This window comes from Pantoea sp. Ap-967, assembly GCF_011752565.1.
Classification (GTDB): domain Bacteria; phylum Pseudomonadota; class Gammaproteobacteria; order Pseudomonadales; family Pseudomonadaceae; genus Aquipseudomonas.
This window is the reverse complement of sequence record NZ_VWXK01000007.1, coordinates 1-25,222: the sequence shown is the minus strand read 5'-3', so window position 1 is coordinate 25,222 and position 25,222 is coordinate 1. Positions and strand designations below refer to the sequence as shown.

Annotated in this window: 27 protein-coding genes; all 27 read right to left on the bottom strand. The window is 67.1% G+C overall.

From position 1 onward, the window contains the following. Positions 1–54: 54 nt before the first annotated feature. The gene (locus tag F3J45_RS30050) at positions 55–999 is read right to left on the bottom strand and encodes a peptidylprolyl isomerase (RefSeq protein WP_167060829.1); all 945 of its coding nucleotides are present in this window, start codon (positions 997–999) and stop codon (positions 55–57) included. Further along, positions 996–1,463 carry a YbjN domain-containing protein gene (locus F3J45_RS09540; protein ID WP_167060826.1) on the bottom strand — a complete coding sequence of 156 codons (468 nt, stop codon included), beginning with the start codon at positions 1,461–1,463 and terminating at the stop codon, positions 996–998. The genes F3J45_RS30050 and F3J45_RS09540 overlap by 4 nt, the downstream gene beginning before the upstream one ends. Before the next feature lie 25 nt (positions 1,464–1,488). Beyond that, positions 1,489–2,136, bottom strand: coding sequence for a DNA repair protein (locus F3J45_RS09535; protein WP_167060824.1), 648 nt, complete (start codon positions 2,134–2,136; stop codon positions 1,489–1,491). A 54-nt stretch (positions 2,137–2,190) separates the two neighbouring features. Then, positions 2,191–3,891: a putative porin gene (locus F3J45_RS09530; RefSeq protein ID WP_167060821.1), complete on the bottom strand. Its 1,701-nt coding sequence runs from the start codon at positions 3,889–3,891 to the stop codon at positions 2,191–2,193. Positions 3,892–3,928: 37 nt separating this feature from the next. Continuing rightward, positions 3,929–4,600 (bottom strand): TonB family protein, encoded by a 672-nt coding sequence (locus F3J45_RS09525; RefSeq protein ID WP_167060819.1) that lies wholly within the window; start codon positions 4,598–4,600, stop codon positions 3,929–3,931. 8 nt (positions 4,601–4,608) lie between these two features. After that, positions 4,609–5,034, bottom strand: a complete 426-nt coding sequence (locus F3J45_RS09520; protein ID WP_028692168.1) for a biopolymer transporter ExbD — start codon at positions 5,032–5,034, stop codon at positions 4,609–4,611. Positions 5,035–5,044: 10 nt separating this feature from the next. After that, positions 5,045–6,847: a DUF2341 domain-containing protein gene (locus F3J45_RS09515; protein WP_167060816.1), complete on the bottom strand. Its 1,803-nt coding sequence runs from the start codon at positions 6,845–6,847 to the stop codon at positions 5,045–5,047. A gap of 39 nt (positions 6,848–6,886) precedes the next feature. Further along, positions 6,887–8,470 (bottom strand): ShlB/FhaC/HecB family hemolysin secretion/activation protein, encoded by a 1,584-nt coding sequence (locus F3J45_RS09510; RefSeq protein WP_205299628.1) that lies wholly within the window; start codon positions 8,468–8,470, stop codon positions 6,887–6,889. A gap of 44 nt (positions 8,471–8,514) precedes the next feature. Beyond that, a complete protein-coding gene (locus F3J45_RS09505; RefSeq protein ID WP_167060811.1) occupies positions 8,515–9,129 on the bottom strand; it encodes a transposase in 615 nt (204 codons plus the stop codon). 338 nt (positions 9,130–9,467) lie between these two features. Continuing rightward, positions 9,468–10,310, bottom strand: a complete 843-nt coding sequence (locus F3J45_RS09500; RefSeq protein WP_167060809.1) for a CsgG/HfaB family protein — start codon at positions 10,308–10,310, stop codon at positions 9,468–9,470. 34 nt (positions 10,311–10,344) lie between these two features. After that, positions 10,345–10,758: a curli assembly protein CsgF gene (locus F3J45_RS09495; protein ID WP_167060806.1), complete on the bottom strand. Its 414-nt coding sequence runs from the start codon at positions 10,756–10,758 to the stop codon at positions 10,345–10,347. After that, entirely contained in the window at positions 10,755–11,150 is a 396-nt protein-coding gene (gene csgE, locus F3J45_RS09490; protein ID WP_167060804.1) for a curli production assembly/transport protein CsgE, read from the bottom strand. The genes F3J45_RS09495 and csgE overlap by 4 nt, the downstream gene beginning before the upstream one ends. Next, positions 11,147–11,674 (bottom strand): type II secretion system protein, encoded by a 528-nt coding sequence (locus tag F3J45_RS09485; RefSeq protein ID WP_167060801.1) that lies wholly within the window; start codon positions 11,672–11,674, stop codon positions 11,147–11,149. Before F3J45_RS09485 ends, csgE begins: the two co-directional genes overlap by 4 nt. Further along, positions 11,649–12,023 (bottom strand): type II secretion system protein, encoded by a 375-nt coding sequence (locus F3J45_RS30375; protein WP_167060800.1) that lies wholly within the window; start codon positions 12,021–12,023, stop codon positions 11,649–11,651. The genes F3J45_RS09485 and F3J45_RS30375 overlap by 26 nt, the downstream gene beginning before the upstream one ends. A gap of 5 nt (positions 12,024–12,028) precedes the next feature. Beyond that, positions 12,029–12,502: a type II secretion system protein gene (locus F3J45_RS09475; protein ID WP_167060797.1), complete on the bottom strand. Its 474-nt coding sequence runs from the start codon at positions 12,500–12,502 to the stop codon at positions 12,029–12,031. Beyond that, a complete protein-coding gene (locus F3J45_RS09470; RefSeq protein ID WP_167060795.1) occupies positions 12,499–14,373 on the bottom strand; it encodes a secretin N-terminal domain-containing protein in 1,875 nt (624 codons plus the stop codon). The genes F3J45_RS09475 and F3J45_RS09470 overlap by 4 nt, the downstream gene beginning before the upstream one ends. Beyond that, complete coding sequence (locus tag F3J45_RS09465) at positions 14,370–14,873, bottom strand: hypothetical protein (RefSeq protein WP_167060792.1); 504 nt, start codon at positions 14,871–14,873, stop codon at positions 14,370–14,372. Before F3J45_RS09465 ends, F3J45_RS09470 begins: the two co-directional genes overlap by 4 nt. Then, positions 14,873–15,436, bottom strand: a complete 564-nt coding sequence (pilO, locus tag F3J45_RS09460; RefSeq protein ID WP_167060789.1) for a type 4a pilus biogenesis protein PilO — start codon at positions 15,434–15,436, stop codon at positions 14,873–14,875. The genes F3J45_RS09465 and pilO overlap by 1 nt, the downstream gene beginning before the upstream one ends. Beyond that, positions 15,423–15,965, bottom strand: coding sequence for a PilN domain-containing protein (locus F3J45_RS09455; RefSeq protein ID WP_167060786.1), 543 nt, complete (start codon positions 15,963–15,965; stop codon positions 15,423–15,425). Before F3J45_RS09455 ends, pilO begins: the two co-directional genes overlap by 14 nt. 1 nt (position 15,966) lies before the next feature. Next, positions 15,967–16,761 carry a hypothetical protein gene (locus tag F3J45_RS09450; protein ID WP_167060783.1) on the bottom strand — a complete coding sequence of 265 codons (795 nt, stop codon included), beginning with the start codon at positions 16,759–16,761 and terminating at the stop codon, positions 15,967–15,969. Next, positions 16,742–18,457 carry a GspE/PulE family protein gene (locus F3J45_RS09445; RefSeq protein WP_205300459.1) on the bottom strand — a complete coding sequence of 572 codons (1,716 nt, stop codon included), beginning with the start codon at positions 18,455–18,457 and terminating at the stop codon, positions 16,742–16,744. The genes F3J45_RS09450 and F3J45_RS09445 overlap by 20 nt, the downstream gene beginning before the upstream one ends. A 60-nt stretch (positions 18,458–18,517) precedes the next feature. Beyond that, positions 18,518–19,048, bottom strand: a complete 531-nt coding sequence (locus tag F3J45_RS09440) for a response regulator (RefSeq protein ID WP_167060780.1) — start codon at positions 19,046–19,048, stop codon at positions 18,518–18,520. Between the two features lie 242 nt (positions 19,049–19,290). Further along, on the bottom strand, positions 19,291–19,932 hold the full coding sequence (locus F3J45_RS09435) for a SurA N-terminal domain-containing protein (RefSeq protein WP_167060777.1): 642 nt from the start codon (positions 19,930–19,932) through the stop codon (positions 19,291–19,293). Between the two features lie 11 nt (positions 19,933–19,943). After that, on the bottom strand, positions 19,944–21,455 hold the full coding sequence (locus F3J45_RS09430; protein ID WP_205300458.1) for an ABC transporter substrate-binding protein: 1,512 nt from the start codon (positions 21,453–21,455) through the stop codon (positions 19,944–19,946). Between the two features lie 114 nt (positions 21,456–21,569). After that, complete coding sequence (locus tag F3J45_RS09425; protein ID WP_167060771.1) at positions 21,570–22,232, bottom strand: SCO family protein; 663 nt, start codon at positions 22,230–22,232, stop codon at positions 21,570–21,572. Then, entirely contained in the window at positions 22,229–22,885 is a 657-nt protein-coding gene (locus F3J45_RS09420; protein WP_167060769.1) for an SCO family protein, read from the bottom strand. Before F3J45_RS09420 ends, F3J45_RS09425 begins: the two co-directional genes overlap by 4 nt. Beyond that, a complete protein-coding gene (locus tag F3J45_RS09415) occupies positions 22,882–24,864 on the bottom strand; it encodes a cytochrome D1 domain-containing protein (protein ID WP_167060766.1) in 1,983 nt (660 codons plus the stop codon). The genes F3J45_RS09420 and F3J45_RS09415 overlap by 4 nt, the downstream gene beginning before the upstream one ends. Positions 24,865–25,222: the final 358 nt, after the last annotated feature.

Below are 25,222 nucleotides of genomic sequence, written 5' to 3'. Positions count from 1 at the left end.
CCTCGCCTCCCACGGGCCCGGCTGGCGGGCCCGGTCGTCCTTGTTATTGAGTTGTCAGCGGTTGTTGTCGAGCACCTGGTTCAACGCCGCACCATCGATGCTCAAGGTCGCGGTGTCGAACATGCCCTCGACGTAGGCCTTGGCCACCTGTTCCTGGCGCTGGGCACGCAACACCTGGCGCAGGCGCGGGGCGACCTCTTCGAGGGTAGCCGCGCGGGCCGGTTGCTGCTCCAGCAGTTTGATGATGTGGTAGCCGGCTTCGCTCTGCACCGGGTCGCTGACGCTACCGACCTTGAGCTTGGGCACCACGCCGCGCACCTGCGGCAGCAACTGGGCCAGCGGTTGCAGGCCGCTATCACCGCCCTGCGCCGCGCTGCCCGCATCCTGCGAGTTGGCGCGGGCCAAGGCGGCGAAGTCGGCGTTGGCGGCCTGGGCCTGTTTGGCCAGGGCCTCGGCCTGTTTGCGCACGGCCAGGTCGTCGGCCGGAGTGGCCACGCGCAGGAAGATCTGGCTCAGGCGGTAGCGCGCCGGCACCTGCAACGCAGCCTTGCCGGCCTCGTAGGCCTGCTGCAGGTCAGCGTCGCTGGGGTAGGCATCCGGCACCTTGCTGACCGATGCCAGGTAGTCACGCAGGACGATCTGTTCGGTGGCCGCCCGTACCTGCCCCTGAATGTCGGCCCGCTGCAACCAGCCCTGGGCCTCGGCCTGCTGGAACAGCGCCTTCTCGGCCAGGCGCGAGCGGATCCACGCCTCCAGTGCCTGGCGGTCGCCGCGCAGGTTGGCCCGGGCCTGCTCGGGCAGTTGCGCGAGCAACGCCTTGAGTTCGTCACTGCCCACCTGCTGGTCACCCAAGCGCGCCAACGCCTGCCCGCTGGCCAGTGGGGACGGCGCCGGGTGCACCGCCGCCACCGGCTCCTCGCCCGGGCGCAAGGCCAGGGCGACTGCCACTGCGAGCAGCGCCAGCGCACCCGCGCCGGCCCACAGGCGCCGCACTGTCACGAGGCGCTTTCCGCAGTTACCTGGGCCTGCTGCGCCGCCAGGTTACGGCTGTAGTCGCGCAGGTAGACGATGAATTCCTGCAGCAGGCGGTCCCACAGCATCAGGCTGCCGAGCAGGTGCTTGTGGCTGACGCCGTCCGCCACCACCACGTCCATTTCCATCACCAGGAATTCACCCTGCACCGACAACCGGGCGAAGCGGCGGCTGGCGTTCCAGCGCTCTGCCAAACCCTCTGGCAGTTCGCCCTGGATGCGCAGCGCACAGCTGAAAGTGAAATCGAGGAATTCGTTATCAGTGCCTGCGGCCAGGTTGCCGAAGCGCACGGCATAGCCGACGCCCTGGCTGGCGCTGAGCAGTTGCACCACGGCGTTCTGTTCGCTGCGGTTGACCCGGCAACCGGCGTCCTGCAGCAGCGTGGTCAGGGAATCGGCGCTCACGGTTTCGATCAGGTTCATGTCGCTCATGTCTTGCCTTCCTTGTAAAAAAAGTTCACTGACGGGCTTGGGTGGGCGCGTCGAACTGGCTTTCGTAGAGTTTGTCGCCGTAGGCCTGGGCCATTTCCTCGAACTTGACCCGGGCGCCGCCGGCAAACGGCTGGCGCATCTGCACCACATCGGCGATGTCGATTTTCTCGTAGGCGGCCAGCAGCTCCTTGGCCGTGCCGTACATTTGCTGGTTGCGCGCCTGGCATTGCTGCACCTGGGTGTCGCGCTCGGCCAGGCTGGCCTGCAGGGTGGCACGCTCGCTTTCCTTGGCCCGGGCCATGCCCAGCAGCTCGTCGTAGGCCTGCTTGTACTTGGCCAGTTGCTCGTTGCTGCTGGCCACCAGGGCCTGGGCCTGGCTGTGCACGGCCTGCTGCTGGCCGGCCAGTTGCTCGCTTTGGCCGCGGGCCTTGGCCAGTTCAGCAGTGAGCTGCTTGACCTGCACCTGGGCGGCGTCACGCTGCTGCTCGGCGGCCTGGCGGGCGGCGCTGGCCTGGGCCTGTTCGCTCTGCAACGCCTGCAGTTGCTGGGTGGTGCTGCGCAACTGGGCGCGCAGGCGCTCCTCCAGGGTGTCGGCCGAAGCCGAGGCCGCCAGGCTGCTGCCCAGGGCCAGCAGCAGCCAGGTGCAACAGCGGCGGTAGGCTTGCTTATTCATCTGCATGCTCCCTTCTGGCAATGGTTCATCGGGTGACAGTGGCCGTTGTCATGGTCAGAACCGGGTGTTGACTTCAAGTTGGAGAACGTCGATGTCGAACGGCGCGCCGTACACTGCCTCGCTGCTCAGCCAGCGCGCGGTGGCGTAGACGTTGTCGGCCAGGCCGTAGTTGGCACCGAGGATGTAGCCCTTGGCGTTGGTGCCGCCGAGGTGGAAGCTGGAATCGTTGAAGCCATCAGGCACGGCGTCGGGCTCGATGCGCTTGTAGCCGGCAAACAGGTTCCAGTCGCCGGCCTTGCGCATTTCCAGGGCGTTGCCCAAGGTGAACTGCAGCATCCAGGCGTCGCCGCCACTTTTGAGGTTGCCGCTCTCGTCGACGTTGTTCACAAACTTGCCGGCCGAGCGCTTGCGCATGTCGCCTTCGTCGTAGGCCAGGTTGTGGATGTAGTTGGCCTGGGTGCGCAGCTTGAAGTCGGCCGGCAGGTCCGCGTCCCACACCAGGTTCAGGTCCAGCAGTTCGAACTCCGAGGCGATGCCGACGAACTGCGGGTCGGGGGTGTTGTCGCCCAGGGCCGGGTTTTGCGTGTTGTTGCGCAACTGGAACAGGGTGTTGCCCTTCTGCATGAAGGTCGGGCGGGTTTCGTCGGTGTCGCAGGCAGGCTCGCCGTCCCACGGTGAACAGGTGCTGGAGCGCTCGCCGGCGATGTCGTCGAAGCGGTAATAGGCCGCCGCGCCCTTGATCCGGTGATGGTCGTTGATCGCCCACTTGGCCCCCACCTGGGCGCCATACAGCCACTTGTTCTCGCTGCCTTCCTTGTCGAAGCCGTTGCTGGTGGCGGCATCGTCGCTGTACTGCACCGGGAACGCGCCAACGGTCCCGAACACGCTGACAGCGCGGTTCACCGGCTGGTCGAAGAGCGCCGCCAGGCCGTCGAAGTTGAGGTCGTGGGAATACAGGATGTCGGTAGACATGAACGGGTTGGCGATCCGCCCGCCGGTCAGGGTCAGGCGCTCGCTGGGCGTCCAGCTGACGTACCCCTGGTCGAGCCAGATGTCTTTCTTGCCGAAGCCGCCGCCGAGGTTCTGGGTGGTCGACACCGGGTTGTCGTTGGAACCGGTGGCCACGCGAATGCCAGCCACCCAGTCTTCGGCCAGCTGCGCCTTGAGGCCGAAGCGGGCGCGCAGGCGCAGGATGCTGGTGCGGTCCTCGCGGGTGTTGAGCAGCGGCGGCAGGTCCGAACTGCTGTCGGGGTTGACGTCGAACGGCCCCTTTTCGTTGAGCTTGGCAAAGTCGGTGATCCTGTCGCTGTTGTTGTCAGCGTAGTAGCGCGACTCGCCGCGCAGGCGCAGGTCGCCGTCGAAGCTGATGCGCGAGGCCCAGTCGGGGAAGGTATTGGGCGCGGCCCAGTTTTCCTGCTTGGCGGTGTTCATCACCTCGGCCTTGATTTCGTCGCGAATCTGCTGGCGAACCACGGCCGGTACGTACTGCACGCGCACCTCGCCGTTGGCCGCCGGCGCCTGGGCGACGATGGGCGCGGCGCTGTTGGCGGCGCGTACTTCACGGGCCTCGCGCTCGGCCTGGGCAATCAGCGCATCGGCCTTGTCCTGCTTGAGCACGCCCTGCTCCACCAGCAGGCGGATCAGGTTGACGGTCGCGTTGTCCGACGGGGCAGCGCTGGCGACAGTCGGACCGACCGCGGTGGCGGCGGCCAGCAGGCCTATCGCCAGGGTCAATCGGTTCACTGGGCACTTCATGGGTTGCAACTCCTGTGGGTCAGTCGTGCGTCGTTGTTCATGGCCGGCGCCCTTGCAGGGCGACTTTCACCGGCAGGGTCAGGCTGGCCGGTGGGCGCTGGTCGAGTGCGGGGGCGGCGCGCAGCGCGGCCAGCACCTGGCTGTCTACCTCGGGGTCGCCACTGGGCCGCAGCAGCTCCACGCGGGTGATTTCCCCCGCCGCGCTGAGCCAGATCTCGGCCTGCAGGTTGAACGCCAGGTTGCGCAGTTCCGGGTTGTCGCGCAGCAGGCGCTGGAAGGCGTAGGCCAGGTACTGGCTGTAGGTGCCATTACCCAGGCCACCGCCGCCGCCACCCATGCCGCTGCCCTTGCCGGAGCCGACGTTGAAGGCGTCGCCACCGGCTTGCGCATCACCGTCCATCTGCATCGGGTTGGCCAGGTCCTGGGCCGGGTCCGGGGCGTCCTCGGCGGGCTTGACCTCCTCGGCCTCCGGCACCGGTTCCGGCTCGGCGATCTTCTGCTCGACCGGTGGTTCGGGCTCCTTGGGCGGCTCCGGGGGTGGTGGCGGCGGCGGTGGCGGCAGCGGGATGATCGCGGGGATCTTCGGCGCCTCGCGGCGCACACCGCTCATGTCGTTGGCCCACTGCCAGAGCAGCCAGGCCAAGCCCGCGCCAACGACGGCGAGCACGGCCCAGGTGACCAGGCGGCGGGGGTTGGCTGTGCGTTGCATGGCGGCCCTCACCCCTGGTTCGGCTTGCCGGTAACCAGCCCGACCTGGGCCAGTTCAAGGCGGCGCAACAGGTCGAGCACCTCGACCACCTTCTGGTACTGCACACCGGCGTCACCGCGCACGATCAGCGGGAAGTCCGGGTTACGCGCCTTCTCGCTGCGCAGGCGGTCTTCAAGCTCCTGCAAGGTCACCGGGTAGGCGTCGAGAAATACCTGGCCTGCGTCGTTGATCGAAATCGCCTTGGTCTTGGGCTGGGCCAGCGACACCGTGGCGCTGGCCTTGGGCAGCTGCACCTGGATGCCGGAAACCTGGGCGGTGGCGGTGAGGATGAACATCACCAGCACCACCATCAGCACATCCACCAGCGGCGTGATGTTGATGCTGTCGACCGCCGCGTCGGTGTCGTCGTCATGGGCGTTGTTGACGGAAGCCATGGCCCACTCCTTACGCCGGAACCGACGGGTTGACGGTACGCCCGGCCGGGCGCGCCGCTTCACCGGCCTGGCCTTCACCGTGCAGCTCGGCCAGGCGGGTGATGAACTCGTCGACGAACACCCGCATGTCGGCGCTGACTTCGCGGTTGCGGGTGGTCAGGCGGTTGTAGCCGAACAGTGCCGGAATCGCCACGAACAGGCCCATGGCCGTGGCCAGCAAGGCGGCGGCCATGCCCGGGGCAATGGCGTTGATGTTGACGTCGCCGGCCATGGCGGTGCCGAGGAACACCACCATGATCCCGAGCACGGTGCCGAGCAGGCCGATGTACGGGCCACCGGCGATGGCGTTGGACAGGGTCGAAAGCTTCGACGACAGCGCCTGGTTCTCGCGGGTGCGCACACCGTCCATGGAGCAGCGGATGGCCTCGATGGTGGCCGCGGACACAGCGCTGGTGTCGGCACCCTGGGCACGGCGGGTGCGAATTTCCTGCACCGCCACCAGGTACAGGCGCCACAGCGGCGAGTTGCCCAGCGCATCGTGCAGCCCGCGGTCGTCGGCGAACTGCTCAAGGCGCGTACCCACCGTGGCGAAATGCTCGCGGAATTCGGCGTTGGCAGCGGTGACGCGGTTGAGGGTGCGTTGCTTGCGCAGCATGATGACCCACGACTGCACCATCATCAGCACCAGCACCGCGATGATCACCCAGGCGTCGACCGGCACTGCCTTGAGCAGGAAGCCGAGGCTGCCGAAACCAAAGCCGGACTGCTCCTCGTCCACGCCGTAGGCCACCAGGCGCGACTCGGCGCCCTGGGCCAGCACGTCGGCCTGCAGGCTGGCCTGGCTGCGCGCCACGCGGGAGAGGCGCAGCTCGTCCAGGGCACCCACGAACGGCACGTACTGGCTTGGCGCCTGGCCTTCGGCCACCGGCAGGTCGCCGGCGATGCCCAGGGCGCCCGTGAAGGCCGGCAGGCTGGCGGCCAGGCGGGCCACCGGTTGGCCTTCCAGCAGCAGCGTCAGGTTGCCACCCTCGCCCACCAGGGCCAGGTGCTGCCACTGCCCGCCGACCACGGCCTGGTTGGCGGCCGAGCGCTGGCCGTCGACTTCGATGAACGGCACACCCTGGGCCAGGCCCAGCAGCAGGCTCTGGCCGGCTTCGCGGCGGGCCAGCAGCAACTGCTCGCCCACGGCCTGGTCCTGGCGCAGCCAGGTGCTGAAGGTGAACGCACCGCCTGCTGGCCATTGCAGCGAAGCACTGGCCGGCAGCTGCAGCGGCTGGCCGCCGAGCTGGATGCCACGGCCAATCACGCCGTCGACGCCCACTGCCGGGCCTTGCAATTGGTTGGCGTAGGGGCTGGCGTCACGCGGGGCGGCGCCATCGAAGTGGTACAGCGCGGTGTAGTCGGCATCGAAGCTTGGCTGGCCGGCAGGTGCCTGGGCCTTGGGGTTGCCGTAGTACATCCACAGGTCCTGGCGCTGGCCCGCCTCGATGCGCGGCACGTCGACCCAGATCAGCGCCATGCCCATCAGCGGGTCGAACTGCTCGATATGGTGGTTGAGCACGGTCTTGTCGTCGGCGCTGACGAAGCGGATGTCCGCGCCGGTTTCATTCACCCCGTCAAAGGTGAAGTTGCCGGTGTGCAGGCGCACCAGCAAGGCGGTGCGGCCCAGCGCCTGGGTGAGGCTGGCGCCTTGCGGGGTGGTGTCCACGGCGATCTGCTTGCGGTACATCCAGTCGTCCTGCCACCAGGCACTGGCACTGCCGGGCAGGGCGAAGCCCAGGCACAGCAGCAGGGTCAAGATAAGGCGTTGCATGGAAAGTCTCCAGGTCGGGGCCGGTGGGCCAGGTGGGGCTTAAAAGGTCGCCTGCACGCTGAAGTGCACACGCGAGTCGTTCTTGTCGGTGTTGGGGCCATCCTTGAGCGGCAGCGCCCAGTCGACGCTGCCGGACAGCCAGTCGGTGAGCGTGGCGCGGGTGCCGATGCCGACACTGGCCAGGCTGTAGCTGTCGTCCTGTTCGGGCAGGGCGTCCTGCAGGCGCAGTTGCGCGCCCTCGGCGAACAGGTAGAACCGCCAGTCGTTGATGTAGTTGCCGACATAGCGGCCCAGGGACGGCGTGCGCAGTTCCTGGGAGAACAGCACGCCGTCATCGCCGGTACGCTCGGCGGCCAGGTAGCCGCGCACCGAGGTGGCGCCGCCTGCGGCGAACTGTTCGTTGGACACCAGCGGGCCCGAAGCCAGCTGGAACGCAAGCTTCGAGGCGCTCTGCCAACTGCCGGCGAAGTCGAAGGTGTAGCTGGCGTCGCCCTTGAGCACCAGGAAGCTGGGGTCGGCGCGGTAGCGCTTGTAGTCGAAGTCGGCGTCGTCGCTGCCATAGCCGAACAGCTTGCGGGTGCCGGCGACCAGGTTCAGGCCCAGGCTCAGCTGGTCCTGTTCGGTGAAGCGGTAGCCGCTGTAGCCGAGGCTGATCGGTGCGTACTTGAGCGGCACGGTGTCGTTGCTGTCGCCGAGCTGAACCTGCTCGTCGAAGTCCTTGAAGTCGATGCCCAGCGACAAGGCGTGGGCCCAGGCGCCGACACCCGGCAGGTTGTAGATGGCCGACACCCCATAGGAATGGCCCTTGCCCAGCACGTTGGTGCCGCCGACGGTGGCGACGTTGCTGTCGGAGTGGTAACCGGAGAACTGCACGGTCCAGTGCTCGTTCAGCGGGGCGGCGTAGGAGCCGGACCAGACCTCGGCGTTGTTGCGGTCCTGGGGCGCGGTGAACCAGGTCAGCGAGGCGCTGTGGCCAGCCTGCCAGAGGTTGTTGTAGCCAAGGCTCACCACCGAACGCAGTTTTTCGGTATCGGCGCTGTGGTCGTTGTTCAGGCCCAGGCTCAGTTGCCAGGGCTGCTTGTCCTCGACCTGCAGGTCGACGTCCATGGTTCCCGGGCGCTGGCCTTCGCGCACCAGGGGCATCACCTGGCGATTGGGCGTGCGGTTGAGGGTGGCCAACTCGTCTTGCACCTGGGCGAAATCGGGCACCTTGCCCTCCTCCAGCGCCGGCACCTGCTCGCGGATCTCGACCGGCGAATAATGCTTGGCGCCCACTACCCGCACCCGGCCAACCTTGGTTTCGGTCACCTGCAGGTAGACCACCCCGCCCTCGACCTTCTGCTCGGGCAGCTCGACGAACACCGACTGGTAGCCTTGGTCCTGGTAGCGTTTCTGCAGGGCCTCGCGGGCACCTTCAAGGTCGGCCAGGGTCTTGTCGGGGCCAAGGAACGGGTACACCGCCTCCTCGATGGCCTGGGCGTCGAGCACGGTGTTGCCGCGCACCACGTACTCGCTGATTTCCACCCGGCGCTCGGGCGCAGGCTCCGCTGCCTGGGCAGCCGCCTGGCCGGCCAGCAGGCACAACAGTACCCCTGCGCCCACGCCGCATCGTTTGAAGAACAAGTGCTCCACACCGCCCCCTTAAGAGCCAGGAATTCGTCTGATTGCTAGTGGTTTTCGGCTGCGCCGACTGGGTTGTGCCGGGCCACCCAGCTGTTGAGCAGGGCCAGGTTGAGGCTGAACTCGGGCATCGCCTGCACGCTGCTGCCAAGCACTTCGTCGACCATGCGCTGCAGCAGCGCCACGGCCATGGCACTGCCCAGCAGCACCCCCAGGTCGTGGCTGAACAGGCTGAAGTTCCACACCCGCGACTTCAGCTCAAGGCCCGTGAACCAGCGAAACAGCAGGTTGTAGTTGAGCTGCTCGTACAGCTGCTTTTCGCTGGGTACCGAGTAGAGGATCTGCAGCAGCAGCACGTGCATCAGGGTGTGGGGGGCGATGCTCATGCCTTGCTCGTCGGCAAGCTGTGCGAGCATGGCGCCCTCGGCGTCGAGCAAGGCTTCGATACGCGGGCGAAGCACCGCCAGCGAGTGCCCAGGTGGCACGCAGCTGGCCACTTCGTGCAAGGCGCCCTGCCAGTCGTCCTGGGACACGATCCAGACCCAGGGTGCACCGTAGCGGTACACCGAAACCGGCTGCTTGCGCGCGGCCTCGACGATTTTCGACAGGCGCTGGTCGAGCTCCTGCATGCCGACTTTCGTGTAGCGTTCCATCGTTCCCATCGCCCCACTCCCCCGCCTGTTCCTACGGCGGCCCCCGGTGGTTGCCCGGGTGCTGCGTCCGTGTTCATGGCATTGACGGGGGTGGCTAATGGCTACCGAACTTTTGTCATGAAAGGTTCATCAGGGGGATTCGGGAGCGAGGAATGGTGTTGAGGCGTGCAGGTGTTCGCCTTGGCATTCTCAGCGCCTATGAGATCGAGCGCCGCCCGCGCGGCGCATCGCGACCTACGGTCGCTCCTACGTTTGTTTCGGGCCAGTGAGTCCTGTGGAAGATGCGCCGCGCGGGCGGCGCTCGATCTCACAGGCGCCACAACCCTCAACCCAGGCACCAGAAACCATCACTGCGGCTGGCTCTGGCTAAGGAGCTTGTCCACCACGGCCTTGCCCTCCCCCGCATCCCCGGCCACCTGCCACAACCGCCGCTCGATGCCCTGGGCCAGCAGGTGCCCCACCGCCGCCTCGATCGCCGACAGCACGCACAGCTGCGCCGGCTCGTTGGTGGTGTACCCCACCTCCGCCTCCAGCAGCTTCTTGAACTCGATGAACTTGAACACCCCGGCGCTGCGCCCTACCGAGTAGATGGTCTTGCTGGTCATCACGTTGGCCAGCACTTGCCCGGTGCGCACATCCACCGCACGCAGGTTCACCGTCACCTGGTCCACCCGGTATTCGCGGGAGATGTCGATGCCGAGGTAGCGTGCACCCTCGCCGCCGCTACGCACGTTGGTGTCGTAGGCGATGATGCCCCCTTCAAGCATCAGGTTGGCAGCCTGTAGCGGCGGCAGCTCGGCGGCGATGTTCTCGGCCACGTCGGGCTTTTTCTGCGAAGCGCGGATGATCTTGCGCTCGGTCAACAGGTTCTGCAGGCCTTCGCGTTCGAGCACCACGAACCAGCCACTGGCACTCAAGGCATCCATCAGCATGCTCGCCGCGCCCTGGGTGACGCTGGTGGAGAACGAACTGGCCGGGGTCGGCTTGTATTGCCCGGTCTGGTCACGGAAGCCATACACCACGGCCATCAGCCGGCCTTTGGGGCGCGGCATGTTGATCAGGTCGTAGTAGGTCGAGGCGCGTGGCGTCAGGGTCGGGGTTTCCGAGTCCTGCTCGGCCGGCATCGGCTCGCGCAGGCCGCAGCCCTGCAGGGTGGCGAAAATCAGCAAAGCACTCAGCAGACGTTTCATGGTGTTCTCTCCCCAACGAAGCGGCCAGTCCCTCTCAGGGGTTCAGGCCATTGACCTGGATAACCGAGATCTCGCCCGAGGCGCGGTCGGTCACCTTGATGCTCAGCGCACCGGAATCGTCGATCACATCGATCAGGAACGCATCGGTGGCCATGCTGCCGGTCTGGCCGTTGCTGATGTTGTCCAGCAGCTGCGACAACATCCGCGACTCCAGCTGGTTGCTGAACCGCTCCAGGGCCGAGGTGCCGCTGAAGGCCGAGGTACGGTCCTTGAGGTCGGGGTCGTCGTAGTCGTTCTGCGCCTGGGCGTTGTTCAGCAGCCAGGTGCCGTTGAGCGGGTTGCCGCCGAATGATGGGTTGACCGGGGTGTAGACCAGCTCGGTGGCCTGGGCGGTAAAGGCGCCCGCCAGCAGGCAGGCGGCCAGGCAATGGGGTAGGCAGGTTCTCATAGCTCATCCCTCTCCAGATCAGTGGTGTCCTGCAGCAGGCGTTGCAGCTTGCGCTGAAGCACCTCTTGCTTGACCAGGTCGGCGGCCGCAACGGCCTCTTCTTTGAGTTGGGTGACGTTGGGCGGCAGGAAGCGGCGGTACAGCACGTCGCGGTCGAACTCCACGGTCACCAGGCTGCCCCAGCGGGCATCCGGGCGCTCGCGCACCACCAGGTTGAAATCCAGGCGGCTGGTGGCGCGCAGGCGGTCGGCGAAGTAGTAGTAAAAATCGTGGCCGATGTGCGAGATGGTGTTGTCGACGATAAAGCCCTTCATCTCGTCTTCGGCGTCGGCCATGGCCGCCAGCGGCAACCAGGCGGCCAGCAGCAGGCCGAGCAGGCACAGGCGTTTCATGGCGTGCTCCCTGGGCCGGCATGGGTGCGGGCGCCGCCTGCGCTTTCGTTGAAGGCCTGCTCGGCGACGAACTGCCAGTCGCTGTAGTGTTCCAGGCCCTCGAAGCCGGAGAACTGCGGGTCGAAGCCGTGGCGCTTGAACGGCGCGGCCTGCGAGCGGCTGTGCACGCCGGTGATGCGGCCATCGATCGAGCGCAGCAGGCCCCATTCGTCACTGTTGGTGATCGGGTCTGGGTACAGCCTGCGAATGTGGTGCCTGGCCTGGGGGAAGCGGTTGTCGTCCAGCAGGTCGGCGAGGTCTTGCGGGTACTGGGCAAGGCCTGGGGATGCCCGGTAGTAGCTGCGCAGGGCCTGGGCGTACTGGCCGCCCACCCACAGCAACTGGCGCTCGTGCTCGCGCTGGGCAACGCTGGACCACACCGTTCCGGTGGCCGCCAGGGCCACGCTGCTGACCGCAATCAGCAGCAGCACGCCCAGGTAGGTGAAGCCGGCGTTGGTTTTACCACTCTGCATAGAGGCTGCCATCACGCGCCCTCCCAGTGGCACCGCTCTTGATATCGGCCACGCCGCCGGCCACGCCTTCAGGCGGTGGCACCAGCTGCCAGGCATCGCTGCGCTCGGTGATCGGGTCGACCGGGGCATTGCGCAGGTAGCGCTGCTCCACCAGCTGGTCGAGCGAATCGGGGTAGTGGCCGGTGTCGCCGTAGTAGTGGTCCAACGCCTCGCGCAGCACCGCCAGGCTCTGGCGCAAGGTGGCCTCGCGGGAGGTTTCCAGGCTGTTGAAGTAGCGCGGCATGGCAATGGTCATCAGCGTGGCGATGATCGCCAGCACCACCAGCAGTTCGATCAGGGTGAAGCCTTTGCTGCGTTTCATGGCCGTCACCATTGCCCGTAGGGGATGTCGTTGAGGCCTTTGCCACGGGCCTTGGAATACACATCGAACACGTCCTCGCCTTCGCGCGGGTTGTCGGGGCTGCTGTCGTAGCTGCGCAGGCCCCAGCCACCGCCGTCCTCGCCCTTGGCCGCCAGCAGCGGGTCGTGGGGGATGCGCCGCAGAAAGTAGAACTTCGCGCCCTTGGCGCTGCGCACGTCGCGCACGCCGTCAACCAGCACCTGCAGGTTCGGTGGGTAGCCGCTGGCGTCCAGGCGCTTCTCGATGTAGCCGGCGTCGAAGGCACGCTTGTAGGCATCGATGGCATCGCGGATCTGGTACAGCGCCTCGCGCAGCTGTTGCTCCTTGCCCCGGCGCACCACGGTTTCGGTCAAAGGCGCGGCCATGGTGGCGAGCAGCCCGAGCAGGGCCAGGGTCAGCACCACTTCGATGAGGCTGAAACCCTGCTGGCGGCGTTTCATGGCCGTGGGCTCACGGTGACCGGCACGCTGGCCATCTGGCTGTCGACTACCGGGGCACGCTCGCGGTCGTCGCTGGGCAGGTTGCCGGGCACCTCGCGGGCCGGCAACGGCGTGGCCTGGCGCACTTGCATGCTGGACTCGGTGCCGGTGCCGAACTCCATGTCCGACGGGCTTTGGTACGGCAGGTTGCGCACGATGCGCGGGGTAATCGCCAGCACCAGCTCGCTTTTGCTCATGTCGTCCTTGTTGCTGCCGAACAGCCGGCCCAAGCCTGGGATGTCGCCAAGGCCGGGCACCTTGTTGCCGCTGGCGTTGTGGTCGTTGCGCACCAGGCCTGCCAGCACCTGGGTTTCGCCGTCGTGCAGGCGCAAGCTGGTTTGTGCGTTGCGGGTGTCGACCTGAACCGGGATGGTGCCCTGGCGGGTGGCTTCCAGCGGCGTTGCGTTGCTCACCTCCAGCGCGATCTTGATCGCTACCTCGTTGTTCAGGTGCACGGTGGGCTGCACTTCAAGCTTCAAGCCGACGTCCAGGTAGGTCACGCTTTCGGTGATTACCGGCCCCTGGGTCGAGGGCACCGAGGTGGCGCTGATGATTGGCACCCGCTGGCCAATGTGGATGCGCGCCTGCTCGCGGTTGCTGACGCGAATCACCGGGCTTGCCAGGGTGTTGATGTCCTTGTCCTGGGCGTTGATCTTGGCCTGGGGCGCCGGGGCGATGCTGATGCGGCTGGCGTTGATGCCGCGCAGTTGGTCGAGCACGCTGACCGGGCTGCCATCGTTGCTCAGCACGCCGAAGGTGCTGGGCCATTGCAGGCCAAGGTCGAGGATGCGCGAGGTGGCCACTTCCATCACCTCCACTTCCAGCACCACTTCCGGGTTGGACTGATCCTGGGACTGCAGCAGCTTCTCGGCCATGCGCACGGCGTCGGGGGTGTCGCGCATGGTCAGAGTGTTGAGGCGTTCGTCAACGAACACATCGCGGGTCTTGAGCATGGTCTTGACCATGTTCAACGCGGTGTTGGCATCGATGCTGGTGAGGTAGAAGGTGCGCATGACCAGTTCCTGGTAGTCCTTGGTCTTTTGCGGCGAATCGGGGTAGATCATCAGGGTGTTGTCGTTGACGGTCTTCTGGCGCAACTGGTTCTGCTCCAGCAGCAGGGCGATGGCATCCTCGATGCGCACGTCGCGCACGAAGATGGTGGCCTTGGTGTCCGGGCGCAGGTCGCGGTCGAAGATGAAGTTCACTCCGGCCACCTGCGACAGCACTTCGAAGATGGTTTTCAGCGCTGCATCGCGAAACTCCAGGGTCACCGGGCGCTCCAGCTTGCTGCGCAGTTGCGGGTACGGCTGCGCGGTGCGTGCCTGCACGTTCTCGATGTCGGTGCGCAAGGCGACGCCTTTCTGGTTCTGCGGGTCCAGGCGCAGCACTTCGCGCATGTAGCGCTCGGCGCCGAACAGGTCGCCCTGGCGCAGCGCCGCCTGGCCCAGGGCCACGCGCTCATCGAGGGTGCGAATCAGCTCCAGCTGGCGAATGCCTTCCTGGGCGCGGCGGTTGTTCGGCTCGATGGTCAGCACCCGGCCATAACCCATGCGTGCACCGGCGAAGTCGTGGCGAATGCGGTCGGCGTCGGCATGGCCGATCAGCGCTTCCACCGCCGCCTGCCGGCCATGGGCCAGGGCGATGTTCAGCTCGGTGTCGCGAGGGTTGTCGGCCAGGGCCTCTTCCAGGCGGGCGATGCCGGCCTCGTACTGGCCTTCCTTGATGAGCTGGTCGCTGTCCTTGCGCACGGCGCTGGTGCCACAGCCGGCAATCGCCACACACAGCGCCAGCAGCAGGAACGGCGCTGGCCTGCACTTCTTCGAAGCGTTCATGGTGCACTCCCTACAGACAAGGTCTGTGACTGATGCAAAGGCAGGTAAACCAGGTCCAGCTCGTTGGCCGAGACTCTGTCGAGGCGGTAGGTGTCGTCGATCACATCGCCCTGGCGCACGACGTAGAGCTTTTCACCGCTTTGCAGGAACACCTGCAGGTCGTCGCGGTCGCCCAGGCGGCCGATGAATGCGAACGGCAGCGCCGGGGCGGTGGGCGCGGCCGGTGCCACAGGGGCGGCGGCCACCGGTTGTTCGGTGACCGTGGCCAGGGCTTGTGGCTTGGTCCATTGCTGGGCGGGGAACAGGTCGCGGGAGGCTTGTTCGGGCCTTATCGCAGGCAAGCCTGCTCCTACAGGGTGGGTGGGCGCTGTAGGAGCAGGCTTGCCTGCGATGGCGCCAGCACTGTCCTGCTGCTGTTCGAACCAATGCCCCGGCGCCCACGCCAGTGCGGCGCTCACCCCAAGAAACCCGGCCCACATCACGGCACGTTGAGTGTTCATCACGACCTCGACAGGTAAAGGGTCAGCCGCACTCGGCCATTGAGTTCGGTGTCGGCAATGCGTTTGCGCTGCAGTTCGAGGTCTTCGAGCACCAGGGTCGGCAACTGCCCGATCAGGCCGTCGAGGAAACCGCGGATCTGCGGGTAGCTGCCACGCACCGGCAAGACGATCTGGTAACGCGCCAGCTGGGTCTTGGGGTCGACGCCCAGGGCGTACTCACCGCGGGCCAGGCTGATGCGCTGGGCGCTGGCCAACTGGTACAGGCGCTCGATCAGGTCGCTCGCCTCGGGCTGGCCAGGCAGTTGTTCGCGCAGGCTGTCCAGCGCCTGTTGTTCAGGCTTGACCGGAATCTTCAGCTCGCCACGCTTGACCCGCTGCACCTGCACGCTGGCATCGGCTTCGCTGGCCTGCAGTTCGCGCAGCGCCTGCCACTGGGGCAGCACACCGCCCAGGGCGACGCCCAGCGCCAGCACGGCAACGGCGGCGGCGCCCAGGCCCACCGGGCCGATGCGGCGCAGGTGCTCTTGCAGGATCAGGCGGTTGAAAGCATCAGGGGCGCGCATGGCCGGTCTCCCAGGTGGCGGTGAGGGTGAAGCGCACCGGGTGCTCAGGCTGCCCGGCCACCACTTCGTGGTTGAGCAGCGACACATCGCTGAGCTCGGCGCTGCGCTCCAGGCGTTGGTGGTACTGCAGCATTGCCTCCAGGCTGCGGGCCTCGGCGCTGATGCGCACCTGGCCCTTGCGTGCATCCGGGGTCAGGGTCAGCAACGCCACGTCTTCCTGGGGCTGTGCTTCGAGCATGGCGAACAGCTGTTGCCAGGGCCGTTGCAGCTGCTGCGACACGCTGCGCATCTGCGCCAGGCGCTCGGCCTGCTCGCGGCTGGCGGCGCTGTTCTGCGGGGCTACGGTGGCCGGGCGGCGGCCCAGTTGCAGTTCCAGCTGGTGCAGCTGTGCTTCCAGGCCTACCTGCTCGGCTTGCAGGTGTTGTTGAACCAGCACCAGCGCGGCGACGGCGACGCTGGCCAGGGCCAGCAGCGACCACGCCAGCGGCTGGCGGCGACGGGGCTGAAATTCAAGGTTCAGGCGGCGCATGTCAGGCCACCGCCCGCCACATGGCGCACAGCGGGTCGCTGTCGCCGGCCGGCTGGCACAACTGCACTGCCGCCAGTTGCGGCACGTCGCCACGGCCAGGGGCATGCAGGTACACCGGCGGGGCCTGCTCGCCGTACAGCTCGCAGGTGCGCTCGATCAGCGCCTGCAGGGCCTGGTCGGTGTCGGCGCAGCCCTGTGCCAGCACCTGCTGCCAGGCGCCGCCGGCGGCCAGCAGCAACACACTGCGGCGCGGTTCGGCCAACACGAAGAGGAAGTCGCCCTGCCCCAACTGCGCCGAGCAGCGGTTGTAGGCGGCCATCAGGTAGGGTTGCACCGAGCGCAGGCTCAGGCGACTTTCCCGGCCCAGGGCCTGCAGGCCTTGCAGCAGGGCCTCGGGCAGCGCCGTGGCAATCCGCGCGGCGCCGGCAGGCTCGGGCGAGAGGACGATGCGCCAGTCGTCCAGCGGCTGGCCGTAGAGGTTTTCGAAGCAGGCCCGGGCATAGGCGTCCAGCTCACGGGGGTGGCTGATGGCATCGCTCCACGGCACCAGGCAGAAGCGGCTGTAGCGCGCCGACAGCAGCACACGCAGCTGAGCCCCCTTCACCGCATGCTCGGCCAGCAGTGCGTGCAACGCCTGCAGGGCCGCTTCCCAGGCCGGTTGCGCCGCGTCGCAGGCGAACGCGCGGCTGCCCAGCCACTGCTGCTGGTTGGCGTGCCCGCCCCCAAGGCCGACACCCTCGGCGCCAAGCACCGCACTGTATTGGCTAACGCCGCGATCAAGCGATAAATGTGACACGGTTGATCTCCTCAAGGGTGGTGCGGCCCTCACGGACCAGGTCCAGGGCCGAAGCGCGCAGCAGGCGCAGGCCACGCTGGCAAGCCAGCTGCTTGATCTGCGACAGGGGGCGGCGTTCGACGATCATCTGCCGCAGGTCGTCGTCCAGGTGCAGCAGCTCGGCAATCGCACTGCGGCCGCGGTAGCCACTGCCACGGCACTGGCCGCAGCCCTGGGCACGCACGAAGTGCCAGCCGGCCACCGCTTCGCGGGTCAGGCCCGAGGCGGCCAGGGTGGCGTCGTCGGCCTCACCAGGCGTGCAGCAATGCGGGCAGGCCAGGCGGATCAGACGCTGGGCCAGCACGGCGTTGAGCGCGGAAACGAAGCTGTAGGGGTCGACTTGCATCTGGCTGAAGCGGCCGATCACGTCGAACACGTTGTTGGCGTGGATGGTGGTGAACACCAGGTGGCCGGTCAGGGCCGATTGCACGGCGATTTGCGCGGTGTCGGGGTCGCGGATCTCACCGACCAGGATCTTGTCCGGGTCGTGGCGCAGGATCGAACGCAGGCCACGGGCGAAGGTCAGGCCCTTCTTCTCGTTCACCGGAATCTGCAGCACGCCGGGCAGCTGGTACTCGACCGGGTCTTCGATGGTGATGATCTTGTCCACGCCGTGGTTGATCTCGCTGAGCATCGCGTACAGGGTGGTGGTCTTGCCGCTGCCGGTGGGGCCGGTGACCAGGATCATGCCGTAGGGCTCGGCGGCCAGGCGGCGCAGGGCCTGCAGGGTGTGTTCGGCGAAGCCCAGGGCCTGCAGCTGCACGCCGCTGACGCGGTCGGAAAGGTCTTGCTTGTCGAGCACCCGCAGCACGGCGTCTTCACCGAAGATGCTGGGCATGATCGACACCCGAAAATCGATCTGGCGGTCACCGACGGCAACCTTGAAGCGGCCGTCCTGGGGCACGCGCTTTTCGCCGATGTCCAGTTCGGCCATGACCTTGATGCGCGAGATCACCTGGTCGGCGAAGGCGCTGCCGCTGGCCTTGCCGGCGCCGTTGAGCACGCCGTCGATGCGGTACTTGATGGTCAGCCCCTGGCCGGTCATGCCCAGGTGGATGTCGCTGGCGTGCTGCTTGAGGGCGTCGTACAGGGTCGAGTTGACCAGCTTGACCACCTTGCTCTGGTCTTCGCTGATGCTGGCCAGCGACAGGCGCTGCAGCGGGTCGTGCTCGCTGCTGGCCTCGGCGTCGTGGTCGAGGGCATCGACGGCATGGAAGCTTTCTTCGTGGCGGGCCAGGAAGGTGGCCAGGTCTGCGGCGTGGGCCAGGTACAGCGGCGCGCCTTGCAGCACATCGTCGATCCAGGCCAGGCGGGCTGGGTCGAAGGGGTCGGCGAACACGCCGAGCAGCGCGCCGTCCTGTTCGACAAGGGCGAACTCACGCTTCAGGCACAGGGCCAGGCTGACCTTGTCGAAGCGTGGGGTGCTGGCCAGCAGGGCCTGGCTGGCCATTACCGGGTAATGCAGGGTGGTGGCCAGGCGCTGGGTGAAGCTGGCCGGGGTGTCGCCGGCCAGGCGCTGCAGGCAGTCGAGCAGGCGTTCATCACCGGCTTGCTGGCGGGCCTGGGCCAGGAGTTCACGGGGGTAGGCAAGCTGCCGGGAGGCCTGGGCAGGCCCCATCGCGGATAAATACGCTCCTACATCGAATACATCGGACATGGCCTGCGACTCCGCTCAGGGGCGCGTCGCAGGCTGGTCGGGCCAGGGCAGCGGGCGCCGCTATTCCCCGGTGAGCAGTTGTTCGTCGTCAGGTTCGGGGGGCTTGGCGCCATTGCGGCGGCGGTCGGCCAACACCCAGCTTCCGTCGTACAACTGCAGGGGGAACGATTGGTTCCTGTTCTGGCGTCGTTCGACGAAACCTTCGGCTGGATCTTCATTGGCCCTGTGCCGGCGCTCGATGCCCATCAGGTCGAAGACCACGCGCGCCAGTTCCACCATCGGGAACGGCTTGAACAGGACATGGGTCACGCCAAGGTCGGCGGCCCGCTCACGAACCTCGGCGGTCGGGTGGGCGGTGATCAGCACGAAATGGCACTGCCTGTTCTTGCGCACGGTTTCCAGAACCTGAAACCCCTCCATGTCGGGCAAGCGGTAATCCAGCACGATCACTTGCGGTGCCAGGCTCAAGGCCTGCTCGATACCACTGGCACCGTCGTGGGCGACTTGAACATCCAGGCCTTGCACCTGCAGGAACGCTTGCAGGTTCTGCGCAAGGGTCTGTTCGTCATCGACTACCAATACTCTGTTCACCAAGGTCCACTCCCAAAAACTGCCCGGTTTCCCGGTCTGCGAAGTGCGGCCTCGATAAGGCTTGAGCAGGCTTCGTGCCAGGCGTGAAAAAATCGTGTCGCACCACGGTAAGTCGTTGATCTGGCTGGGTTGCCCCACTGCGCTGGGCGCAGGCGCCAGCGGCTTTCCCCACATCCGGGGAAAGTGATGGCACATTGCCAAACCGATCTTCCCCAGTATTGGGGAAACGCAGCTTCGGGCCGTCAGCGCGCGACTTCCACTGTAGCGGAATCGCGCAAACGTTGGCGCACGGATTGGCGCGCCTGCGCCTGCAATTGCCCGATGAGCGCGGCCCTGGCCAATGCCAGGCCCTGTTCGGGTATGACCGAAGGGTTATCACTTTGGTTCTGTGCTCCTTGCAACGTGAACCGGTTGGCCGCGTAAAAGGCCTGAACGTCGGCTGCGCTGGGCGCGGCAACCTCGCTCAGTTGGGCGTAAACCTGCTGCGCGGCGATTTCGCGGCGCGTGTACTCAGCGTAACCCGCCCGGTCGAAACCTGCCTCGGCCAGGTGCCGCTCGAACACCGCCGGGCTGGGGAAAGCCGCCTCTACTTGCCCCACCTGCGCTGATACCTGTTCATCGGTGGCATCAATACCCTGGCGCTGGGCTTCCTGCCAGAGCAATTCCTTGTCGATCAGCTCGTCCAGGGCCTGTTGGCGCAGGCGCTTGTACAGGCCGGGGTTGCGAATGCTGGCCACCGCCCGGTGCTGGGTTTCCAGGTATTCGGTGAAATAGCGCTCCAGGCGCATTACCCCGATGGCCACGCCATTGACCCGCGCCGCCGGTACATCGGCAAGGCTGGCCTCGGCCACCAGCAGCAACAGGCACAGCAACAGGGTTCGCATGGTGGCCTCCTTCAGGGGTTGAGCGGCAACGGCTGGTAAGGTGCGACAGCGGTGAAGCGTGGCCCAGGCAGCGTCACTGCCACCACATGGGCGCCGGCCATGCCCTGGCGCCGCCCGGGGCCGAAGCCCAGGGCCGGGGTCAGGCCGGTTTCGACGCCGTGCAGGCCCTCCAGGGCCGCCACCAGTTGTTCGCGGCTGGCGTCGCGGCCAATCTGTTTCAGCGCCTCGCCCAGCAGGCGCAGGGCGCACAAGGTCTTGACCTGCAGCGCCGCGTGGCGGGGCTCCAGGCCCTGTCGGCGCTGCACGGCGGCCAGCGCCGCCCGGCCGTGTTCGGTCCAGTCGCTGGGCACGAACGGGTAAGCCAGCAACACCCGCCGTGACCACTGCGCCGGCAGGCCCGCCACAGCGCTGGCAACCTGGCTTGAGGCCGCCATCAGGTAAGGTTCACGCCCCTCGGCCTGCAGCGCGGCGGCCAGCTCGGCGAAGGCCTGGGCGTGGCCAAGGAAGACGATGCCCTGCCCCGCCACGGCTTGCCCGTTGAATGCCTCGCTCACCGGCACTGCCCAACCGCCCTGGCGCAGTTGTTCGCGCACCTGCTCGGCCAGCAGCGCCTGGTCGTTGCCCGCGTACACCACGCGCAAGCCGTCTGGGCCGAGGCCCAGGGCATTCCTGGCGTGGTTGGCCAGGCTTTGCATTTGGCTAGCAATACCCGGCAATGGGTCGAAAATCTGTGAACTGCCACCGCTGCCGGGGGCGCTGCCGATCAGCGGCACACCGTGGCGTTCGAGCAACGCGGGCAACTGTGGGTCGAGCATCGGCGCCAGCGGTGCGACGAGGCTGAACACCTGGTCCACATCGAGCAGGCGCTGCAAGGCGCGCTCGGCGCTGGCAAGGTCGGCGCCGGGGTCGGCCACCACCAGTTGCAGGCGCCGGCCATGGATGCCGCCCTGCTGGTTGAGCTGGGCCAGGCCATCTTCGAGCACCGTACGTACTACCTGCCCTGCCTCGGCCAGCGGCCCACTGGCCGGCAACAGGGTGCCCAGGCGCAGCACATCGTCTTCAACGCCGGGGTCGCGCTCCTGGCCCAGGCGCTTGAGGTAGGCGGTGAGGTTGCGCTGGTCGGCCAGGGTCAGTTCGAACCGTGGCATGGCCGGGTCCAGCCGGTTGCCGGCGGGGTCGACGCCCTGGGCGATGGCGCGGGCCAGGGTGCGCTCGTCGTAGGCTGGGTAGCTGCGGCTGTTGGCCTGACGGGGGCCTGGGCCTTGGGCCAGGCGCTGCCAGTCCAGGCTCGGCGGGCGCACGCTGCCCTCGGGCCGGCCCCGGCCGTCGGTGCCGTGGCAACTGGCGCAGGGCAGCACGCTGGCAGGAACGCGGATGTCGCTGGCGCCGACGCGGGCGGTGAGCTGGGCGTCGGCGCTGGGCAGGCCTTCGCGGTACAAACGTTTGCCGGCTTGTTCATTGGGTGTGAGATCAAGGGCAACAGCTGAACCGGGGAGGTAGACGCTCAGGAGTAGGAGCAGCACAGTTGCAGTGCTTGTAACGGCCCTTTCGCGGGGCAAGCCCGCTCCTACAGGGGAAAGGCGGTGCTTGTAGGAGCGGGCTTGCCCCGCGAAAGGGCCGGTCCTGATATCCATGGCTCAACGCCCAGCCAAAGGTTGGGCCAGCAACTGCAGGCGCTGGGCGATGGCGGCAGGCGGTGCATCCGGGCGAATCTTGCTCCAGCGCTTGCCCGCCACGTCGCCGGCAATCAACTGGGTGGAGTGCTGCTCGGGGCTGGGCAGGAACTGGCCGATACGGCCCAGCACCAGGTCAACGCTGGCCTTGTCGCCGGTGAGAAACAACCAGTTGGCGCTGTCTACACCCTGTTTCTCGGCGTAGGCCTTGAGCACCGCCGGGGTGTCATTGAGCGGGTCGCTGCTGATCGACACGAACCTCACCTGGCTGGCCAGCGCCGGCCCCATGGCATTGCGCACCTCGCGCAGCTTGCGGGTAATCAGCGGGCAGGCGTCGGTGCAGTGGGTGAAGATCACGTTGAGCATCACCACCTGGCCCTTGAGCACGTCACTGTAGAAGCGCAGCGCACGGCCGTTCTGGTCGGTGAGCACGGTGTCGGTGAACCAGGCCTGGGCGTCGCGGGTGCCGCCGCCGCTGGCCATGGCCGGCGGTGCCGGTTGCGGGCTGGGCCCTGCCGGTGCATGGCCTTCGTGGGCGAAGGCCACCGAGGTGAGGATCCGCAGGCAGGCCACCAGGGCCAGCCAGTCGCTCAGGCGCAGGGTGGTGTGGCGGGGCATGCTGCTCATGGTTGCACCTCGTGGTGTTCGGCAATGGCGGTGCCTTTGGCATGCACCCGGCGGGCGCTCAGGCGGTTGACTTCACCCACCAGCACGTCCGGGTCGGTGAAGCCGTAGTAGCGGGTCCAGTGGCCGCTGCGCCCGTCCCCCACCAGGATCAGCGGCGGGTGCTGGCTAAGGTCGGCGCTGAAGCTGCCCAGGCCCTTGAGGGTTTCGCTGATGGCGTAGGGCGAGCCGGTCAGCCAGCTCCACCCCGGGCCATGCTGGAACGCCTTGGCGTAGCGCTGCAGGCGCTTGGCATCGTCGCGCTGCGGGTCGACGCTGATCGACACCAGCCGCACCTCCTCGCCCACACGCCCACCCAGCTGCTGCTGGACCTTGCCCATGATCGACGACACCACCGGGCACACCGTGGTGCAACTGGTGTAGATAAAGCCCATCACCACCAGGTGCTCGCCCACCAGGTCGCGCTCCAGGCGCACGGGCATGCCGTCCTGGTCGAGCAGCGACACGTCGGCAAAGCGCACGCTGGCCTTTTCCTGATGGGCCGCCGGCGGTGCGCCGGCCGGGGCGCCGTGGTCATGGCCGGCGTGGGCCAGGGCAAGCTGGCTGGCCAGGGCCAGGCTCAGGGCAAGCAGTGTGCAAGCAGGCTTGGCATTCATCGCACATTCCTCAGGTCGGTCTGGGCAGCGGTAGCCGTGGCGGCTGGCAGGACGCGCAGGCTGGTGTAGTTTTCCTCGGTGAACGTGCGCCCCAGCGAGGGCGACTGCACATGCAGGTACCAGGCACCGGGTTCGGGCAGCGCCAGGGCGGCCTGGTACACGCCCTCGCCCACCTCGGTCAGCGGCAGGTTGCGCGGCATCGACGAGGGCGCCAGGAAGTAGCGCAGGCTCAGGTCGTTCAGCCCCAACCGTGGCCGGCCATCGTCGCCGATGATGCGCACCTTGGCGGTAAAGGCGCTGTCCTGGGCCAGGGGCTGTTCCAGGCCGATGAACTCGGCATGAGCGACCCGGCGCTGGGCGGCCGCGGGGGCGGCGGCGACCTCGGTGCTGAAGCAGTGGATGATCTGCGGCTGGTTGAGCAGGAACGCCACGTCGAAGGTGCCGGCGGCGGGCATCTTCACCGTCGAGCCGTACACCCCCGGTGCCAGCTCGCGCAGGCTGCGGTCCACCACCAGGGTCGCACGGGCCTGGTGGCCACGGTTGTTGTAGCCGGACATCGGCGCGTTCATGCCTTCGGCATAGAAGTAGGTGGTGTTGTCCACCGGGTTGACCACGAACACCGAGTTGTCGTCGCGCGACACCGCCAGGCCCTGGGCCAACGGCAGGTCACCGGCCTGGCGCGGCGCCGCGGGGCCGGCTTCGAAGCCTTGGACGATGGGCGTGCGCCCCTCCCCCAGGCTGCCCAGGTTGATCATGCTGACCTTGGCCGAGGCCAGGCCGCGAACATAGGCATAGCCTTTGGTGAAGGTCAGCTGGTAGGGCTCGGCGGCCACGGCAATGCGGTGGATCAGCGTGTCGCTGCTGGCGTCGATCACCAGGGCCTGGTTGTCCAGGGTGTTGAGCACGATGCCATAGCGGCCATCGCCACTGAAACGCATCGGCCCCAGGCCTTGCTCGGCCTTCACCACGTGGCGCAGCTGGAGGCTGCGGGCATCGATCACGTGCACCGTGCCGGCCTCGCCATCGGCCACGTACACCGCCTGGGACAACGCCGAGTACGCCACCGACAGTGGGTGTGGGCCCACTTCCAGGGTTTTCACCAGGCGCAGTTCGGGGATGTCGATGATGCTCAGGGTGCCGCCGTCGCGGTTGCTGACGAAGGCATAGCGCGAGTCGGCGCTAAAGGCGATCTCGTGGTGCCCGGAGCCGGTGGCGAAGCTTTTCAGCGTGCTGCGGCTGGGCACGTCGATCACCGTCACCCCGCCCTTGGCCGGGTCGCTGCTGTTGTTGCCCACCCACAGGCGCAGTTGGTCGGGCTGCAGGGCCACGCGCACGGGCAGCTCGCCGGCCTCAAGGTTGGCCACGCGGGTGAAGGTTTCGGTGTCGATCACCGCTACCTGGCCGCGCTCGGGGACCGAAACGAACACCTGCTTGTCATCGCGGGTGGCGGCCCAGTCCATGGGCCGGCCCGGCAGGTCGATGCTGGTGAGGGTGCTGGTGACGCCACCCACCGACACGGTGGGGTCGATCACCGTCAGGCTGGCGTCCTTGTTCAACACCAGCAGGAAGTAGCTGTTCAGGTCCAGCAGGGGCCGCGCGCCGATGCTGCTTTTCAGGAACAGTGCCACCCGCGCCTTGCAACTCTGGTCACGGTTGCCGCCTTCGAGCGGCGCCGACTGGGCGGGGTCAATCCAGGCGCCGGGGGCCATGCCCGACAGGGGCTGGCCGCTGGCCTGGTCGGTGACCTTAAAGCGGATATTGGCAAACGCGCCTTCACGCAGCTCGCCACCGGCCAGTGGCCGTGCCTCGAATTCCACGGTCACGCCGTCGCGGCTCAGGCGGTGCAGGGCCTGGGGGTCGGCGGGCTCCTGCAGCAGCTCGCGCGGGTCGCACCAGAGTTTTTCGTAGGCAACCCCCAGGCCGATGAGCGCCATGCTCAGCAGCAGGCCGGCGTAGGCCGGTCGAAGTCCGAATGTCATGGCAGCACCCTCTTGCCGGGGCGTTGAACGGGTGGGACGACCATGTAGCACCTCCACAGGTCTCAGGATTCTGTGACAGGCTTTTGCAAGTGATATGCCAGGAAGTAAGTTGTTGTTTTTCAGGTAGTTATAGAGGGAACCGAAAACAGTGGGGAGGATCGAGTGGCTGCATTCCCCGAATTCGGGGGCTGGGGTTTGGGTGGGCTGTGCGGGCCTCTTCGCGGGGCAAGCCCGCTCCTATGTATGGACTCGCCAACATTGTCTAGCTGCTTTTGAACATGGTTACCCGGTTGCATCTATGTATCAGGCCTGTTCGAGGAAGCTATTCGCTTCTGGCCATCATCGGGGTGAGCTCGCA

What these genes read in the sequence shown, in the direction of transcription:
- F3J45_RS09540 (WP_167060826.1), bottom strand. Translation starts at nt 1,463, where the DNA reads ATGAGCGACATGAACCTGATCGAAACCGTGAGCGCCGATTCCCTGACC.
- F3J45_RS09535 (WP_167060824.1), bottom strand. Translation starts at nt 2,136, where the DNA reads ATGAATAAGCAAGCCTACCGCCGCTGTTGCACCTGGCTGCTGCTGGCC.
- F3J45_RS09530 (WP_167060821.1), bottom strand. Translation starts at nt 3,891, where the DNA reads ATGAAGTGCCCAGTGAACCGATTGACCCTGGCGATAGGCCTGCTGGCC.
- F3J45_RS09525 (WP_167060819.1), bottom strand. Translation starts at nt 4,600, where the DNA reads ATGCAACGCACAGCCAACCCCCGCCGCCTGGTCACCTGGGCCGTGCTC.
- F3J45_RS09520 (WP_028692168.1), bottom strand. Translation starts at nt 5,034, where the DNA reads ATGGCTTCCGTCAACAACGCCCATGACGACGACACCGACGCGGCGGTC.
- F3J45_RS09515 (WP_167060816.1), bottom strand. Translation starts at nt 6,847, where the DNA reads ATGCAACGCCTTATCTTGACCCTGCTGCTGTGCCTGGGCTTCGCCCTG.
- F3J45_RS09505 (WP_167060811.1), bottom strand. Translation starts at nt 9,129, where the DNA reads ATGGGAACGATGGAACGCTACACGAAAGTCGGCATGCAGGAGCTCGAC.
- F3J45_RS09500 (WP_167060809.1), bottom strand. Translation starts at nt 10,310, where the DNA reads ATGAAACGTCTGCTGAGTGCTTTGCTGATTTTCGCCACCCTGCAGGGC.
- F3J45_RS09495 (WP_167060806.1), bottom strand. Translation starts at nt 10,758, where the DNA reads ATGAGAACCTGCCTACCCCATTGCCTGGCCGCCTGCCTGCTGGCGGGC.
- csgE (WP_167060804.1), bottom strand. Translation starts at nt 11,150, where the DNA reads ATGAAACGCCTGTGCCTGCTCGGCCTGCTGCTGGCCGCCTGGTTGCCG.
- F3J45_RS09485 (WP_167060801.1), bottom strand. Translation starts at nt 11,674, where the DNA reads ATGGCAGCCTCTATGCAGAGTGGTAAAACCAACGCCGGCTTCACCTAC.
- F3J45_RS30375 (WP_167060800.1), bottom strand. Translation starts at nt 12,023, where the DNA reads ATGAAACGCAGCAAAGGCTTCACCCTGATCGAACTGCTGGTGGTGCTG.
- F3J45_RS09475 (WP_167060797.1), bottom strand. Translation starts at nt 12,502, where the DNA reads ATGAAACGCCGCCAGCAGGGTTTCAGCCTCATCGAAGTGGTGCTGACC.
- F3J45_RS09470 (WP_167060795.1), bottom strand. Translation starts at nt 14,373, where the DNA reads ATGAACGCTTCGAAGAAGTGCAGGCCAGCGCCGTTCCTGCTGCTGGCG.
- F3J45_RS09465 (WP_167060792.1), bottom strand. Translation starts at nt 14,873, where the DNA reads ATGAACACTCAACGTGCCGTGATGTGGGCCGGGTTTCTTGGGGTGAGC.
- pilO (WP_167060789.1), bottom strand. Translation starts at nt 15,436, where the DNA reads ATGCGCGCCCCTGATGCTTTCAACCGCCTGATCCTGCAAGAGCACCTG.
- F3J45_RS09455 (WP_167060786.1), bottom strand. Translation starts at nt 15,965, where the DNA reads ATGCGCCGCCTGAACCTTGAATTTCAGCCCCGTCGCCGCCAGCCGCTG.
- F3J45_RS09445 (WP_205300459.1), bottom strand. Translation starts at nt 18,457, where the DNA reads ATGTCCGATGTATTCGATGTAGGAGCGTATTTATCCGCGATGGGGCCT.
- F3J45_RS09435 (WP_167060777.1), bottom strand. Translation starts at nt 19,932, where the DNA reads ATGCGAACCCTGTTGCTGTGCCTGTTGCTGCTGGTGGCCGAGGCCAGC.
- F3J45_RS09425 (WP_167060771.1), bottom strand. Translation starts at nt 22,232, where the DNA reads ATGAGCAGCATGCCCCGCCACACCACCCTGCGCCTGAGCGACTGGCTG.
- F3J45_RS09420 (WP_167060769.1), bottom strand. Translation starts at nt 22,885, where the DNA reads ATGAATGCCAAGCCTGCTTGCACACTGCTTGCCCTGAGCCTGGCCCTG.
- F3J45_RS09415 (WP_167060766.1), bottom strand. Translation starts at nt 24,864, where the DNA reads ATGACATTCGGACTTCGACCGGCCTACGCCGGCCTGCTGCTGAGCATG.